Source organism: Microcoleus sp. S1D4 (genome assembly GCF_036700765.1).
Lineage (GTDB): Bacteria > Cyanobacteriota > Cyanobacteriia > Cyanobacteriales > Microcoleaceae > Microcoleus.
This window is the reverse complement of record NZ_JAUBPP010000023.1, coordinates 87,072-104,529: the sequence shown is the minus strand read 5'-3', so window position 1 is coordinate 104,529 and position 17,458 is coordinate 87,072. Positions and strand designations below refer to the sequence as shown.

General features: G+C 45.4%; 11 protein-coding genes. 9 read left to right on the top strand and 2 right to left on the bottom strand.

What is annotated here, in order from left to right; genetic code table 11:
* Nucleotides 1-236 precede the first annotated feature (236 nt).
* Nucleotides 237-374: a hypothetical protein gene (locus QT998_RS21660; RefSeq protein ID WP_228042064.1), complete on the bottom strand. Its 138-nt coding sequence runs from the start codon at nt 372-374 to the stop codon at nt 237-239.
* 195 nt (nt 375-569) lie between these two features.
* On the opposite strand from QT998_RS21660, the gene dnaN reads away from it, so the two are divergent.
* The gene (gene dnaN / locus QT998_RS21655) at nt 570-1,709 is read left to right on the top strand and encodes a DNA polymerase III subunit beta (protein WP_194008244.1); all 1,140 of its coding nucleotides are present in this window, start codon (nt 570-572) and stop codon (nt 1,707-1,709) included.
* A gap of 483 nt (nt 1,710-2,192) precedes the next feature.
* Here the strand turns inward: dnaN and QT998_RS21650 are convergent, their stop codons facing one another.
* Nucleotides 2,193-3,632, bottom strand: coding sequence for a sensor histidine kinase (locus QT998_RS21650; RefSeq protein ID WP_333090845.1), 1,440 nt, complete (start codon nt 3,630-3,632; stop codon nt 2,193-2,195).
* Between the two features lie 818 nt (nt 3,633-4,450).
* On the opposite strand from QT998_RS21650, the gene QT998_RS21645 reads away from it, so the two are divergent.
* The 8 genes from QT998_RS21645 to QT998_RS21610 all read left to right on the top strand — a co-directional run bounded on the left by QT998_RS21645 (nt 4,451) and on the right by QT998_RS21610 (nt 17,447).
* Entirely contained in the window at nt 4,451-5,527 is a 1,077-nt protein-coding gene (locus QT998_RS21645; protein ID WP_333090847.1) for a permease, read from the top strand.
* A gap of 314 nt (nt 5,528-5,841) precedes the next feature.
* On the top strand, nt 5,842-6,630 hold the full coding sequence (locus tag QT998_RS21640; RefSeq protein WP_333090848.1) for a TIGR03943 family putative permease subunit: 789 nt from the start codon (nt 5,842-5,844) through the stop codon (nt 6,628-6,630).
* Between the two features lie 183 nt (nt 6,631-6,813).
* Nucleotides 6,814-8,193 carry an oligosaccharide flippase family protein gene (locus tag QT998_RS21635; protein WP_333117716.1) on the top strand — a complete coding sequence of 460 codons (1,380 nt, stop codon included), beginning with the start codon at nt 6,814-6,816 and terminating at the stop codon, nt 8,191-8,193.
* 452 nt (nt 8,194-8,645) lie between these two features.
* On the top strand, nt 8,646-8,825 hold the full coding sequence (locus QT998_RS21630; RefSeq protein WP_333090850.1) for a hypothetical protein: 180 nt from the start codon (nt 8,646-8,648) through the stop codon (nt 8,823-8,825).
* A gap of 903 nt (nt 8,826-9,728) precedes the next feature.
* Entirely contained in the window at nt 9,729-11,297 is a 1,569-nt protein-coding gene (locus QT998_RS21625; RefSeq protein WP_333090851.1) for a hypothetical protein, read from the top strand.
* A 517-nt stretch (nt 11,298-11,814) separates the two neighbouring features.
* Nucleotides 11,815-15,030: an ATP-binding protein gene (locus tag QT998_RS21620; RefSeq protein WP_333090852.1), complete on the top strand. Its 3,216-nt coding sequence runs from the start codon at nt 11,815-11,817 to the stop codon at nt 15,028-15,030.
* 299 nt (nt 15,031-15,329) lie between these two features.
* Nucleotides 15,330-16,211 carry a tetratricopeptide repeat protein gene (locus QT998_RS21615; RefSeq protein ID WP_333218144.1) on the top strand — a complete coding sequence of 294 codons (882 nt, stop codon included), beginning with the start codon at nt 15,330-15,332 and terminating at the stop codon, nt 16,209-16,211.
* A 24-nt stretch (nt 16,212-16,235) separates the two neighbouring features.
* Nucleotides 16,236-17,447, top strand: a complete 1,212-nt coding sequence (locus QT998_RS21610; RefSeq protein WP_333117712.1) for a glutathione S-transferase family protein — start codon at nt 16,236-16,238, stop codon at nt 17,445-17,447.
* Nucleotides 17,448-17,458 lie beyond the last annotated feature (11 nt).

The following is a 17,458-nucleotide window of genomic DNA, read 5'->3' as shown; positions in this document are numbered from 1 at the left end:
TTTAGTGACGAGTATGTCTCTGGTAAATATAAAGCCGTCCTAGAAGGACGGGGTTTTCGACCCAATTTTCTGATAAAAAGTCATTAGTCATTAGTCATTAGTCATTAGTCAGCAGTCATTAGTCATTAGTCAGCAGTCATTTCAATCCCCCTGCCCCCTACCTGTGGAAAAACCTGTGGAAAATTTGCCCTTTGTTTGTGGAAAACTTTACTCGATCGCCCAAAACCATTTTTTTACTAAAATGGGCGATCGTATTCAGCAGCTTTTCCACAAGTTTTCCACAGTTTTTGGAAACTATAAGTCATATCCCGCAAACAGTTAACTTTTTTTTCCACAGTTTCCACAGGGCGATCGACATAAAAATAATTCAACAAATTAAAAAAAAATCTAGTCCTCGGCGCGTTAACCTCAGAAACCGGGTTTCTAAGTATATTTCTCCTTCCTTCACAAAATTTTGCCCTGAAACCCGGTTTCTAGCCCCAGAAATAAGCCATGACAGAGAAAAGTCAGCCCGCCGACTTTCTGTGATAGGATTTGGTTTCGTCTCAAATCCGGTTAATTAACCTCCCATGAAATTGGTTTGCACCCAAAGTGACCTCAACGCCAACCTCTCGTTGGTAAGTCGGGCCGTTCCCTCCCGCCCGACACATCCGGTACTAGCCAACGTGCTCTTAGTAGCGGATGAGGAAAATCAGCGGGTTAGCTTGACAGCTTTCGATCTCAGTTTAGGAATTCGCACCAGCTTCGCAGCAGAAGTGACCGGCGGCGGCAGTTTTACCATACCCGCTAAATTGCTCAACGATATTGTTTCGAGACTCCCAGATGGAGAGATTACTTTAGAAGATGAAGCGGGGGACACCGTAGCATATCTCAGTTGCAGTTCAGGCAGCTACCAAGTCAGAGGCATGGGCCCGGAAGAATTCCCAGAATTGCCAGCAATCGAAGCCGGAACAATCCTCAAACTGCCGCCCGAAGCCTTGATAGAAGGACTCAAAGGAACTTTATTTGCGACAAGCCCCGACGAAGCAAAACAGGTACTTGCAGGCGTGCATTTAAAGGTATTGCAAGATTGCTTGGAATTTGCAGCGACAGACGGCCACAGATTGGCAGTAGTTCAAACTGTCAATGAAAAAGTCGAAGGCGAAGAAACCCAAGAAGAATTTGAGGTGACAGTTCCGGCTAAAGCATTGCGGGAAGTAGAAAGAATGCTAGTAATGCGGCAGTGGACTGAACCAGTTACGCTGCATTTTGAACATGGTCAAGTAGTGTTTGAATGGGCAGACCAGCGGTTGACAACTCGCACCTTAGAAGGGCAATATCCCGCATACCGGCAGTTGATTCCACCGTCTTTTGAGCGGCAAATTACCTTAGAAAGGCGATCGCTCTTAGCAGCCGTCGAAAGAATAGCAGTCTTTGCCGACCAAAAAAATAATATCCTCAAATGCAGCATCGACGAGGAAAATCAGGAAATTACTTTGTCGGTAGATGCCAAAGATGTCGGTAGCGGCAAAGAGTCAATGCCGGCGCAGATTTCGGGAGACAGCATCGATATTGCTTTCAACGTGAAATACTTAATTGACATTTTGAAAACAGCTCAGTCTCCCGAAATTCAACTGCAATTAAACGGCGCTCTGGCTCCTGTAATTTTTCAGCCTTTAGGCGGAGTCAATGCTACATTCTTGGTGATGCCCGTTCAGCTTCGAGCTTAAAAATAGTCAGTAGTCAGTAGTCAGTAGTCAGTAGTCAGTAGTCAGTAGTCAGTAGTCAGTAGTCAGTAGTTATTGGTTATTGGTTATTGGTTATTGGTTATTGGTTACTTGCTACGAATTCCCAATTTTCCATTCTCAATTCCCAATAACAACTAACAAATAACAGTTAACAGTTAACAGTTAACAGTCAACAGTCAACCGTTAACAGTTAACAGTCATTAGTCATTAGTCAACAGTCAACCGTTAACAGTTAACAGTCATTAGTCATTAGTCAACAGTCAACAGTCAACAGTCAACCCCAGACAGTTCCACCAAAATTGTTGATACAATTAATCAGCCTTAATCTGTGTTAATCTGCCTGTATCTGCGGTTAAAAAAAGATAATTTAGTAACCGCAGATGACAGTGGATTGACGCTGATTTACGCCGAGGTCGAGAGATCCGAATAATTCTGCTGCTAAAAGATTTGATATGACTTCTTCATTCAAATCAATGGCAACAAAATCTCAAATTCCGTCCCCGTACCGGGCGTAGAATGCAAATTCAACTTGCCTTTATGCTTCTCCGTCACAATTTGATGAGTAATTGCCAACCCCAAACCCGTACCTTTCCCAGCAGGTTTAGTGGTGAAAAATGTATCAAAAATCCTGCGCTGAATTTCTGGCGGAATTCCCGGCCCGTTATCGGCAATTCTGATCGCTATCCAAGCGTTATTTTGATTCTTTTCGCTTGCTTCTGGGCTGAAACCGGCGTTTTGGCTGGCGGATGATAGCTGTTTTGCATTTTGTCGATCGCCCAAAACATAATTTTGCAGTAATTCCGAATTCACGAAGTCTCCGTCAGAACTGTCTATTACCTCAGTTTCAATCGTAATCGCAGCGACAAAACCTGTTTCTTCTTTTACTTCTTCCAAAGCATCGATCGCATTGCTGATGATATTCATAAATACCTGACTCAACTGACCAGAGTAACACTTGACCAAAGGCAAATCCCCATAATTTTTAACTACTTTAAACCCGTACTTCAGACGGCTTTTCATAATTAGCAGCGTACTGTCAATACATTCGTGGAGGTTAGCTTCTTTCAAGTGAGTTTCGTCCATGTAAGAAAAGGTGTGCAGGCTGGTGACAAGTTCCCTCAGTCTCTCTGATGAAGCCTTCATACTTTTGATAATTTCCACCCAATCTTCTTTCAGAAAATCAAATTCTATATTTTTTTTGAGTGCGTCAATTTTTTCGCTAGGCCCGACAATTTGCTCGTAAGCAGACAGCAACTCCATGATGTCTTTCGAGTAGTTAGACAAAAAGCCGAGATTTCCGCTGATGCAGGTGACAGGGTTTCTAATTTCGTGAGCTACTCCAGCTACCATCTGCCCCAAACTGGCTAATTTTTCGGTTTGAATTAGTTGAGATTGAGTTTGCTGCCTCAGCAATTTTGTCGCTAATTCGTGAATTTTTGACTGGGCCACTAACAGTTCGCGTACATCTACCAAAGTATAAGTTTGGGGCGACACTTGAACCACAATCGGCTCGTAAAGCAGTTCTTGCGATCGCTGCAGCGACTTCCGGGCTGCATCCACGATTAAAGTATTGCTAGGAAAAATCAAAGTCTCAATTTCAGCAAAGCGATATAAAGCCTTGACAGGTCGTTTTAAAAATAATTCTCTTCCAAAAGGACGGCTGAGAAATTCTAAAAATCTCCGCCGGGAAATCATGCCGACAAATTTACCTTGATTTGTCAAAATGACTCCCGGTAACAGCGGATTAGTTTCTAACATCTGGGAAATTTTCATCCCGAAATCCATAGCTTCTACTTGAAAATCGTAAAGCGATAATTCTTGGAGAGTAGAGTCTAAACGAAGTTCTCCAGAGTCAGCTTCGGACGCGGGTTGTACTGGTATTTCTACGCAAGAAGTATTTAACATAAATTCATCAGCACGCTTTTTTGGTTTTTATTTGCCAGCAGACATTCAGTTACCAAAGCTCAGTCGGTGAGTAGCTGAGTGCTTTTGCCGACATCCCTCTGGCAAACTGCATTTTAAATTACACAAAAAACTGTTTGTGGCAAATGGGATTTTACCACTCCAAGTATTAGGCAAGTTTGAGGATGACCGAGATAGATGCGCTTTGGTAATTATGCCTGACTTTATTTTATATTGGCTGGAGGCGTATTAACTGTTATTTGGAGTATTTAACTATTCGTTAACCTTGGGCTAAAAGCTTAACCTGTTGTTAACACTAACCCGATTGCGCTGGAAGTTATCATTAATTGATGATACAGGAAAATCATTATTGCGGCGCGCTTCTCAAATACCCCTGCTCGGTTTTCCCATAGAGTCTGGCTGTCTAAACAAGCTTGCTACTTTTATGATTTGTTCGTTGCAACAAGCCAATTTGGCGCAATATTTGGTGATATTTTAATTGATTAAATTTTTATGACTTTTTGTGATAATTCGCGCCAGTTAAATCAACAATTATCCGATTGATAGGAAAAATATAAAATTAATTTTAACAACTATTATTTTCGTGTGTAAATATAGAGATTATAGGCGACCATTACTAGGGATCGGATATTGCGGTGTCCGGTGCTGGAATCTGCAACTTTTAATGGTTTCTATAACATTGAGGACGATCGCCAAAAAGTTTCAACGGAATTTTAAACTTAGTGCTGTGCAGAAGGTATGATCGACAGGGAGTCCGCCAAATACGTGAAACTAAATACCAATTTACCAGTAGGCGATCGATGCAACCAGCCCTAACGAATCAGTTAAACAATGCTTTTACCCTTTTTCTCAGCCTGTTAGTAGAAGCAATACCTTTTCTGCTGCTGGGAGTTTTATTCTCAGGTTTGCTGCTGGGGTTTGTAGACGAACGCAAACTCGTATCCCGCATCCCGCGAAACCCACTGCTGGGCGCTTTGATGGGGAGTTCGATCGGCTTTTTGTTTCCCGTGTGCGAGTGCGGTAACGTGCCCGTAGCCCGCAGGTTGCTGATGCAGGGAGTACCCGCACCAGCGGCGATCGGCTTTTTGCTAGCAGCCCCCACCATCAACCCGATCGTAGTTTGGGCGACTTGGACAGCATTTCGCGATCAGCCAGAAATAGTAGTTTTGCGGGTAGTATTTTCTCTGTTTATCGCCACAATCATCGGCTGGGTGTTCAGTGTTCAAGCCGACTTGCGCCCTCTGTTACATCCCTCTGTAGCCCGCGCGATTCCCCTCCCAAAACCAGAGTTTTCCGAACAAAACCTCGCCCCAGCCAACACTCCGCTACTGTTACAGTCGGGAACATTTATGCTCGGTCAGGGGGGTGCAGTGCCGATCGAATCTTTGCTAAAAGATGACTGGAAGCCTTTACAAACAGGCAAAACAGACAAAACCTCGAAACGTTCATCTATGTTTCACCCGGTTTCTAAAGAGCGTCTGCGCCTGCTTTTAGATAGTATGGTACAGGAGTTGCGGGAGTTGGGAGGAGTTTTGGTCATCGGAAGCGCGATCGCCGCCATCATTCAAGTTGGCGCACCCCGCGAACTAATTCTCAACCTCGGTCAAGGCCCGGTTTCCTCGATTCTCGCCATGCTGCTATTAGCCGCAGTCGTATCGATTTGTTCTACAGTAGATGCTTTTTTTGCCCTATCTTTTGCCGCCACATTTACCAGCGGTTCGCTGTTAGCCTTTCTCGTTTTCGGCCCGATGATTGACCTCAAAGGCATCGGTTTAATGCTCTCTATTTTTAAAGGTAGAGCAGTAATTTACTTAATTGTCTTGGCTGCTCAACTAACATTTTTAATGACCCTCGCTGTCAACTTGTATTTAGGTTGATCGATTTGCCCGCACGGACAAATAACGATATAGCATTTCTCATAAAGATGAGGTGCTTTCGGGCATAGGGCATAGGCCAAACCGGGCATAGGCCAAACCGGGCATAGGGCATACCTCACCACGCGATCGAACCGCAATAGACTTCCAATTCTCTTTGAGCCAAGAACAATGACAAATAACAACAACTAATAACTAAGGAGCAACAACTAATAACCAACAACTAATAACCAATAATCAATAACCAATAATCAATAACCAATAACTAATGACTGATGACTAATGACTAATGACTAATAACTAATGACTCTTCAAATATGAATCTTAAAAAACTTAGCCCTTGGCTGGACGCCCTAGCTATCCTAGCCTGGGGAATATTGCTCCTCAAATATTGGATTACAGGCAAATTAAGCATTCTGATTCACCCCAATTACTTTGGCTTGACAGTCGCGGGAGGAATCGGCTTAATGGTGATTGGCGGATTTAAAATTTGGGAACTCTTAAAGGTCGATCGCGCCAACAAACAATTGCGGGCATCCCCAGCCAACAACTCTCCCAGAATCACAGAAGTTGAACACATTACTTTATTTCCCCCCAGCATCGGCAGCACCTTAATGCTGAGCGTCGCATTAATCGGTTTAGCAGTAACGCCCCGCACATTTACCAGCCAGACAGCATTGGAACGAGGCCTCACCGAATCTCTGCCCATCACCAGACTGCAACCGCAAGAATTTCGCAATACTACAAAACCCGAAAATCGATCGCTCGTCGAATGGGTGCGGCTGTTAAATTTTAACCCCGAACCAGATACATACAGAGGTCAAAAAGTCAAGGTTAAAGGATTTGTGATTCACCCGCCCAACATAGCAGAACAATATATGTGGATCGGGCGTTTTATCATTACCTGCTGCGCGGCGGATGCCTATCCGATCGGGTTGCCGGTCAAATTAGCGATCGGTGAAAACCGCGCCTCTTTTCCGCCAGACAGTTGGCTAGAAATAGAAGGAGAAACAATCGTAGAAGAACTACAAGGTAAGCGCAAATTAATCATTCAAGCATCCTCCCTCAAACCAATTCCCGAACCAAAAAACCCTTATGATTATTAGATTTGGAGCTGGTTGCAGATTAAATTTTATCTTTCTGACTGTAAAATGTGTGTCGGGCCAGTCCTACAATCAGAAAATGAAGATATTGTAAAGTTCGCTAAAAAATGGCTGCAGCATCCTGTAGAAATTGCCAACTACCGATTCAGCAACTAGACTCATAATTAGGAAATAAGTTTAGAGTATATGTCATCAGAAAAAAAATTAGCGATCAAAGGCGCATTCTGGACGATCGCCAGCTATGGAAGCAGTCAAATTATCCGATTTGGCAGCAACCTAATTTTGACCCGCCTGCTTTTGCCCGAACTATTTGGTTTAATGGGTCTAGCCTACGTTTTCATCACAGGTGTCCACCTATTCACAGATATAGGTCTGGGCCCAAGCATCATTCAAAACAAGCGCGGGAACGAGCCAGAATTTCTCAACACCGCTTGGACAATGCAAGTTCTTCGCAGCTTGTTTGTTTGGTTGTGTTTAATGTTAATCACCTGGCCAGTTGCTAACTTTTATGAAGAACCGCGTCTCCTGTGGTTGCTTCCCTGCATAAGTATAAACACCCTAATAGGAGGGTTCAAATCCACTTCCGTATCCACCCTCGAACGCAAAATGAGCGTCAAGCAAGTAGTGCTTTTCGAGTTGGGGATACAGGCAATTTCTACTACAGTGATGATTGTATGGGCCTTTTTCCATCCTACAATCTGGGCGATCCTCGTCGGCGGTTTTGCTAACTCTATAATAGAGTTAGTATGGAGCCATTTTTTGATTCCCGGCAAGTCAAACCGCTTCGCTTGGGACAAAGAAGCCGCTAAAGAAATATTTTCTTATGGAAAATGGATATTTTTATCGACGATTTTATTTTTTCTGTGTTCTCAAGCCGATCGCCTAGTTCTAGGGAAAATCTTTACTTTAACAATGTTGGGCATTTATGGCATCGCTTTTACCCTCGGCGATATGCCGCGCCAAGTGATCATCGCCCTCGGAGGTAGGGTAATTTTTCCCTCTATTTCGATGCTGGCAGAGTTGCCTCGTGAGGAATTGCGCGCCAAAATTATTAAAAACCGCAACTTAATCCTGATACCTTTAGCCATAGGCTTAGCAATTTTTGTGAGCTTTGGAGATCAGCTAATTTTAACACTGTACACGAAAGAGTATATGGCAGCATCTTGGATGATGCCAATCTTGGCTTTAGGTATCTGGCACACTACTCTCCACAATTTGATGGGTTCTTGTTTGTTAGCGGTTGGCAAATCTCAATATGCAGCTATGGGCAATCTGGTAACTTTCTTGAGTATCACTATTGGCATCCCAGTCGGATATCATTTTTTTGGTAATTTAGGTGCTGTGATTGCTGTAGCTGTCGGTGATATTCCTACTTATTTAGTAACCAGCTACGGTCTTTGGAAAGAAAGGCTAACTTGTTTTTGGGAGGATATCCAATTGACAGCACTGTTCTTAGGGGTACTAGCGGGAATACTTTGCATTAGAATGTATCTGCTGGGTTGGGGACTACCTATCGACAAAATATCACCGATGGATTTAGTACCGATAAATCAACTATTTCAGTAAACACAAAGGAGATTGTCTGTATGTCGGCTGAAAATTTACAATAAAGAAAAGTAATGCACTTTATCATTACCCAAATTGCTTTGTTACAAGAAATATCGCAATCGGTCATTAGGTATATTAAAATGATGCTGTTTTTTCATAAAAGACCATCATAAATTTATTCAAATAAAACGAACCGCCTGAGAAAGAACGCCCTAAAATTTTTGTTGCTGTCGCACACATTACATCAGTTGAAGAATCTGAGAATCCTGAACAAGAGGCAGCAAAAATAGAAAGACTCAGGTATACAATAGATGGACTGTTGGCGAGTTTTGCTCATTGCGACGTGAATATAGCCTTTCGATCTCTCATATGAGGTACTATCCGGCATAGGCCAAACCGGGCATACCTCACCATACTTGAGAAACGCTATATTGCGAGCCAAACTCTACCGAACAGGCAGGTTACAGCGTATGTATTTACCTGAAGATCAAATTAAGTGCATTCAGATACAAGAAGACCCAGAATGCGACCCGATCTTGGTATGGTTTAGGCTTCAGGAAGAATTTGTCGAAAAAGTAGAAGAACTTGAATGGTTTTTATTCAGAGAAGATGACATTATTTTAGCCGATGCTTTCACGCTAGAAAATTAGCAAAATTCAACCAAGAAAGCGGATATAAAAATGCTATTTTTCCCCCAAATTGTTATGAAATGTATCAAGGGACTAAGAGATATATTGATTTGACGATAACGCAACCATTGGTAATAAACAAGCTATCTAGTGTAGAGATAGAGGGTGTAAAATTTGCGGAATTTAACAATCCTCACGCAGCATTTTACTGTTTGTCAAGAAAGCAGATGAAACACTGGATAAAATCAGGTCGTTTCTTCAAAAATCGAATAGTGGAAGTCTTGCCTTTAGAGAGTGCAGCAACTTTTTGTTTTTTGGAATTTTTCTCTATATATTAAGTCTCACACGTCAAATTTAAACTATTTTGAGGTCAGGCATTACGATAGCAAATATTCTATAGAACCCATTTGATATCTATTGTGTGTAAATCTCAGAAACCGGGTTGATCTCTATATTTCTCATCACCCAACCCAAAACTCGTAGAAACCCGGTTTCTCGCCCCTTGCGTAAATCTCAGAAACCAGTTTCTCTCTATATTTCTCGTCACCTAACCCAAAACTCAAAGATGTCAAATGGGTTCTATATTATATGCCGAACCGGAATCGCCCTATACACTGTCAGCGGTTAATCATAGTTCGAATATACCAATCGTCAAGGATTCGTGAAATAATGGCTCTGGGCTAAGTAGCCGTCTGAATTATTAGGAGTTTTGGACGCGGTGGCGATAGCTTGAGCGCTCTCGGATTGGTTCGTAGTGCGGTGAAGTCCTCACTACGAACTGTTTTTGCTATGATCGTCAACCGGAGTTGATATGAAACTCCGATCGCCAAATTGGGTTTTTGAGCTGGGGTGCGCCTGGGAAAGTAAAATTTAAGAGGGAAAATTGGGCAGTGATTTTTCACCATAAATAGGAGAGAAAAATTTGTGAATATTTTTAACAAAAAATTTAATCCTTCATTCTTCGGTATTCTGCCGTTCAAACAGCCGATCGACCGCACGGCGATCTTGCTGATGTTAATGTTAAGCGTCTTAATCGGACTGCTGCTGCTGAGTGGCGATCGCACAGCGCCCAGAGTGCGAGAATTTAGCTGGGAAAACAAACAAATCGGCGCGCGAGATACCGGCTTTCTCCTCACCTTCTTTCGCCCGATGAACCACTCCAGCGTCGAGGAAAACTTAACGCTAGAACCTCCCCTCCCCGGTAAATTTAGTTGGGCGGGACGGCGCATGGCTTACACCCTCCAAGATCCAGCACCCTACGGCGTTACCTACACATTAAAACTCGCTGGTGCAACGGACAAGTATTTCGGAGAAAACAACCAATATAAAGGCACGCCAATGCAGCCGTTTAGCAGTTCCTTTCGCACTCGCGATCGGGCTTTTGCTTATATCGGCGTTCAAGGCGAAACAGAAAGCAGATTAATGCTAGTCAATCTCTCCAGCAGCGAATCGAAACCGATACCCCTGACTCCGAAAGATTTGGTTGTCACCGATTTTAAACCCTATCCCGGGGGCGATCGCATTTTATTCTCAGCCACAGATCGATCTATCGCCCGTACTCGCGGCACTCTAAATCAAGAACTATTCACAGTCACCACCGGCCTCAATCCCCAATCCCCCGGAGAAGAACCCCAACAAAAACAGCCAGCAGGTAGAATCGACAAACTACTAGACTCCAAAGATTACCAAAACCTAAAATTTGACCTTTCAGCCGACGGAAAAATCATCCTGATTCAGCGCGTCAACCGCAGCAATCCCAGCGATTTCAGCCCTTGGATTCTCGAAGAAAAATTACCGCCCCGCCCATTGGAAAATCAACAAGGCGGAGATTTTATGATTCGGCCCGACAGCAAATCGGTGGTAATGTCTCAAAAACAAGGATTAGCGATCGTCCCGCTCAAACCAGAAGCAGATCCAGTACAACTTTTACCAAAATACGAACAAGTATTGGGCCTGGCCCGCGACAACTCCGCCGCCGCCTATGTTAAATACAACGGCGACTTTACTCGATCCCTTTTCATCTTAGACAACCAAGGTGTGGAACAAGAAATATTGCGGATTCCCGGTAGCATTATCTCCGTTTATTTCGACCCGCGCAAAAACAAAGACAATCAATTCCAGCGTCTTTACTGTTTGTTAGCCCAACGCCTCGAAACAGAAAGCTACAAAGAACAGCCTTTTATCGCCGCCATCGACCTCAAAAAAGATGGCACTCGTTTGGTAGGAACCATCAAACCGCTGCTAGTTTTGCCCAACCAATTAGATACCCAAATCAGTTTATCTCCCGACGGTCTGGCATTAATTTTCGACCAATTAGTTACATCAGCAAAACCGTCAGCAGCAGACAGTCCCCGCAACTCCGGCGGACAGTCGATCGCCACCAGCCGCCTTTGGGTGCTACCCTTATTAGAAATACCTCCAGACGGTTCTGCTGCAAAAGTACAGCCCGAAGAACTTCCCTTTACCGGCTATCATCCCCGCTGGCTGCCGTAAATCGATTTTATACTTTATGGCGATCGCAGGTGGAGAGAGTTTGAGAGTTTGACAAAAGTTAACGATTTGCAGTTTGTCGAGATATAAAACGTTTATTTGCACAACAGCCGATCGCCAAAAAGTGCTTGTTACAAAACCGGAGATGCTCCATAACACAGCGAGATTCATGCCGATCGCTATGACAAATTTGTTTACACAATTAAAATCATTTCAACATCAATTGTAACCAATCTTAACGACCAAATAAATAAGGATAAGCTTTCTAACAGAAGAATAATCACAGTTTGCTCAGGGTGCTTTAATATCAAGCACCCTGAGCTTGATTTCTGCAATTAAGCTTAAGCCTTAAAATAATTAGTAATCGCCTCAAATCAAGTGCCGGTCTCGAACTCGCTCTTTTTTGGTCGATCCCGGACCAGATAGCGAACTGATATAAAATTAATAAGATACAGAAATCCGCAGGTACATTGGGTATCAAAAATATTACTGCTATAAATAGCAGACTCTCAGGTTTGTTATGCCAACCACTAACCCCAGTCTCAACAATTTTATCTCCCCAGTGCCGCTGTGCCGACCAACGGCGACACTAGAATCGCTGCGGTCAATTTTCATTGAGGGAAAGTGCGATCGAGTCGCAGTAGTCAACGAACAGAAGGAGCCGCTAGGATTAGTTTACCTCCGCAGCCTTTGGATGGGCACGGACTCGCGCACAAACGACGGAGAGCAACTTTTGTCGGAAAGCTCGATCGCGATCGAACCCATCACCATAGTACCGGCAGCTTTGAGTGTCAGCGAATTCTGGCAGTACCTGCAAAAAGAACAACTAAATAGCCCAGCCCACAGCCAAAGCGTCGGCGGTTTCTCCAAAAGCCCGATCGCCCTTACAGATGCCAGCGGTAAATTTTTAGGACTCCTAGAGAGCCTGAGCCTGCTCCAATTTATCGCCGCATTTAACAGCAGCAGTCAGGCGGAGTCAACAGCAGTCAAAGAAATTGAATTAATACCCGTTTCCTCGGCGCTAGCCACCGCCGAGGGCAAAGGGCGCTTTTTAGAAGCAGGATTGAAACCCTCGGAAAACCTCAACTCCCTAGTCCAACTCCTAGAAAAACTGCCCCTACCGCTGAGATTGCAAACCCCCAGCGGACAAATAGTCAGTCAAAACGCAGCGTGGCGGATTTTGCTGGGAGCCGGGCCTCAACCAATTCCAGAACCAGCAGCAAATTTGGGCAAACACTCGTCCCACAAACCAAGCCATGTAACCAGCGAATACCAGAGCGTGCAATTCGAGGCTATCACCTCTGAGTGCAGGAGCTTAGTAGGAGTAAGTCGATCGGGCGATTCTCTGCGGGATAGCTTCGGTTCACCGGATGCAACCGCAGCCACCAGTTGCCCGCTACCGCTGTACTCGGCCGCCTCCCCATCAACCTTAACCGCTCCAGCTTGGTGCGCCATCGCAGGCAAACCAGACACATACATTTGCGACTGCCCGGTACAAACAGGTCAAGAACGGATCTGGCAATTTGTCAAACAGCCGCTCGGAGACCAGCTAATTTTAGTCATGGGACAAGATGTCACCGAAGAACATTTAGTCGCCAAAGAACTAGCAGCAAAAAACGCAGACTTAATCCATCTCAACCGACTAAAAGACGAATTTTTATCCTGCATCAGCCACGAACTAAAAACCCCGCTTACCGCCGTCCTCGGTTTGTCCAGCCTCCTCAAAGATAAATTGATCGGAGAACTCAACGATCGGCAATCACGTTACGCCAAACTAATCCATCAAAGCGGGCGGCATTTGATGACAATAGTTAACGACATTTTAGACTTGACCCGCATGGAAACCGGGCAGCTAGAACTAATTCCCGAATCCGTAGAAATAGCAGCAACTTGCAAAAGAGCCTTTGAACAAGCAAAACAACTGCAACAGCAAGAAGAAAAATCTCCCCCCAAAACAAACGGCGAAGCAAACGCAGAACCGTCAGCAAAAATAGAATTTACATTAGAAATAGAACCGGGACTGAGCTATTTGATTGCCGACGAACTGCGGCTGCGGCAAATGCTCGTCAATCTCCTTGCCAACGCCCTAAAATTCACCGAAGCCGGCGGCAAAATCGGATTGAAAGTAAATGTTTGGGAAGGTTGGCTCGCCTTCACAGTTTGGGACACCGGCATCGGCATCCCCGCCGACAAACAGCACCTGATCTTTCAAAAATTCCAACAGCTAGAAAGCCCCCTGACCAGACGCTTTCAAGGAACCGGACTGGGACTGGTACTGACTCAACGGCTCGCGAGGCTCCACGGCGGAGACGTTTCGTTTATTTCCTCAGAAAACCGAGGCTCTGAATTTACCCTGCTGCTGCCGCCCAATCCTCCGGGAAACTGCGGGGAAGAATCCCCACCGCCTGCTTTGGCCGAGGAAGAATTATTCAAACCAAAATATCAGCATCCGATCGCCAATTCTCGCTCTCGTTTAGTATTAATAGTCGAAGCAGTTCCCAAATATATCGAAGATTTAACCAACGTCCTCTCCAGTTTGGGCTACCAAGTAATAGTCGCCCGTTCCGGCACCGAAGCCCTGGAAAAAGCCCGCAGGTTCAGTCCCGAAGCGATATTCCTCAACCCGCTGCTGCCCCTGCTGTCCGGTTGGGACGTGCTGACGCTGCTCAAGAGCGATCCAGATACCCGATCGATTCCGGCAATCGTCACAGCCACCAGAGGCGAAAAAGAACGGGCTGCTGTCAACCGCGCCGAAGGCTTTTTGAGCTTGCCGGTGGAAGAACCCGCTTTGCGAAGGTTGCTGGCAGATTTGATCGGCCACAGTAATGCCAGTACCAATAAGGTGAGAAGTTCTTTAACCGTGTTGTGGCTCAGCCCGCAAAATACTTCATCTCAAGGTTCCGCTTTACTGCTAAATCCCACCTACTGCCGGGTTTTAGAGGCAGACGACCTCGACCAAGCAGAACTCGTCGCCCGAATTTGGCGGCCTTCGGCGATCGTTTTGGACAGTACAAGTCAACTGAAAAACCCCTTAGCTTTTATTGAACAGTTAAGTCGATCTCGAAATTTAGGTTCTCTGCCCTTGGTGACTTTAGACCCAGCAACTACGCAACTGGCCAATCAAATCAAAGGATTGTCCGTATTTCCCTGTTTGGCAGCCGGCAGTCGCGAAGGCACTCTTTTGGGCGCTTCTGCGTTGTGGCAAGTGATTCAAGTAGCTGCGGGCATGAGTTGGAAGCCCAGCATTTTATTTGCTGACATTTCGACTTTACCGGACTTGCACCGCGCGGCTGGGGAGAATATGACAAAAGAATTGAAAAATGGCGATCGATCGACCAATGCCGAGATTCCTCTGCCCAATTCCCAGTTTTCTGCTCCGAACTTTCAAGCTTTTATTCAATACATCCAAACGGCAGGATTCCGAGGGGCGATCGCACCCTGCTGGAGAGAAGTTTTGCAGCAGTTGCAATATCAAAGTGTTGACTTAGTTTTGCTGTGCTTGCGAGATGCCCCCTCAGAATCAACTGCTATGTTGCAAGCGCTCTCGAACCTGCGACAAATGACTGGAAAACTGCCAATTTTAGTTTGGGATTATCGATCTGTTGTAAATTCAGAATCCGAGGCGATCGACTTTTTGCTGCAAGAAGTATCGGCTAAAATTTTGCCTTCTTCCTTATCGGTAGCACAATTGTTAGACCAAATTCAACAGGCTTTATTAACTCATTCAGATTGCTAAAATGAAAAAAATCTCAGGTTTTAAGTAAGGATTTCAGTCCTCTCTAAAGCAGTATTCAACAGACTTTATTAACTCACTAAAGTTGCTAAGATGAAAAATTTTCCTGGTTTGTAGTGAGGACTTCAGTCCTCTCTAAAACAGTGAATCAAAATTATTATTCCTGAGTGCAAAACAGAATCTGGGAACAATTTAACAGAAAACCGCAAAACGTTGCGAGTCAGGAAGCAATATCAAAACTCAAAAATATGAGTTATTATAGGCGATCGAGAAACCATTATATTTTTTCCTGGGGCTGTACAGTGCCTAATCGTATTTCTTTAATATCTCTGGCGATCGCGCTCAGTTTGGGCACAATGCCCAAGCCCGTTGTCGCACAGGCACTCCTGCCTTACACCCTGCAAATCGACTCGGCCCAACTCGACCAGACAGCCTTGAGCCTTGCTGAAGAAGCAGTCCAGCTAGCCCGACTCCAGCAGTACCAACTCGCCATCCCCAGAGCCGCACTCGCCACACAGTTAGCCCCCAAGAACGATCGAGCTTGGACTTTGTTAGGCAGCTTGTACCTTCAAGTCGAACAGTTGGACAAAGGGATTGAAGCTTTGGGGCAAGCTCAATCTCTATCGCCAGAAAATCCCTCAATTAAATTTGTCTTGGGAGAAGCTTACTTTCGGCAAGCGAAGTACGAAAAAGCAGCCGAATACCTGCAAGCTGGTTTGAAAATAAAGCCAGACACTCCGGGCGCATTATTTGATTTGGGCAACGCTTTTTACAAGCTCAAGCGGTTTGATAATGCGATCGCCCAGTACGAAAAAGCCTTTGCTTTAGAAAAAAACCTGTGGCCCGCTATCAACAATATCGGATTAGTCAAATACGAAACCGGAGATGCCGATGGCGCAATCAAACGCTGGCAACAAGCGATCGCGATCGACAACAAAGCAGCAGAACCAATGCTAGCTCTAGCAGTAGCACTCTACAGCAAAGGCGACAAAGAAAAAGGTTTAGCAATGGGAGAAGCCGCCCTGAAATTAGACAGACGCTATGCCACTGTAGATTTTCTCAAAGAAAACCTCTGGGGCGATCGCTTGATTGCAGCCACCCAAAACTTCCTAGCCACTCCTGAAATGAAAGCAGCACTGGTTAAAATTCAAGACGCTCCACCTCCTCCCCAGACATCGCCCTAAGCTTATTATCAGCCCAATTTAACTATGACACCCACCGATCGCCTCGCCCCCCTAAGCTGGACAGAATTGGAGGCACTCACAGACTTTCAAGTCGATCGCACCAACGGGCCAACCAACTCTCAAGCCCGCTTGCGCCTCTTCGGACAAACCGAATCCGATGTGCGAGTCACCCTGTACCGCGATAACCACGCCTGGTGTCCCTATTGCCAGAAAATTTGGTTGTGGTTGGAAGAAAAACAAATCCCCTACCGGATTGAGAAAGTTACCATGTTCTGCTATGGGGAAAAAGAAAGCTGGTACAAGCGGAAAGTGCCGTCGGGAATGCTACCGGCGATCGAACTAGACGGCCGCATTATCACCGAAAGCGATGATATCTTAATCGCCCTAGAACGAGTTTTCGGCCCCTTGGGCTTGGGGATGGAAAACCCGGCAGTAATACCCATGCGGCGGTTAGAGCGACTGCTGTTTAGGGCCTGGTGCTCTTGGCTGTGTTACCCGGCGAGTTCAGCCAAAGTAGAACAGCACAACCGCAACCAATTTATCAGTGTCGTCGCCGAAGTAGAAAAAGCTCTGGCTAGCACATCCGGGCCTTATTTCCTCGATGAATTTGGCACTGCGGATGTGATCTTTACGCCCTACGTCGAACGGATGAATGCCAGTCTTTACTACTACAAAGGCTACTCAATGCGGGAAGAAAACCCGCGCTTTGCTGACTGGTTTGCGGCGATGGAAAGCCGCCCCACCTATCGCGGCACTCAGAGCGACTTTCACACCCACGTCCACGATTTACCGCCTCAAATGGGCGGCTGTTATGAAAACGGCGAACCGCAGATGCTACTCAATAAAGCCCGCGTGGATAATGGGCCTTGGGCTGGACTCCCGGATGTGATGTACCCAGAACCGGAAACTTCTCGCGCTGAAGCTCTTCACCGCGTCATCAAGCACCAGCACAACATCGTTCGAGTCAATCCTGCTGATGACAGCTTATTTGATGAGGCTTTGCGTTGTGCTTTAACTTTGATGATGACTGGCGAAGTTTGTACGCCGCCGGCTGGTTCTGATTCGGCTTTGCGGTATTTGCGCGATCGGGTGAATGTGCCCCGCGATATGTCCATTTACGCGGCCAAGCGGCTGAGGGAAGCGTTGGAGGAAACGGCGGCTTTGGTGGGTGATGGCCAAGGTTCTCCGATTCTGCTGAAGAATCGACGGGATCAAGATCCGGCTAATTTTGTGTAGAGTGAGTATGG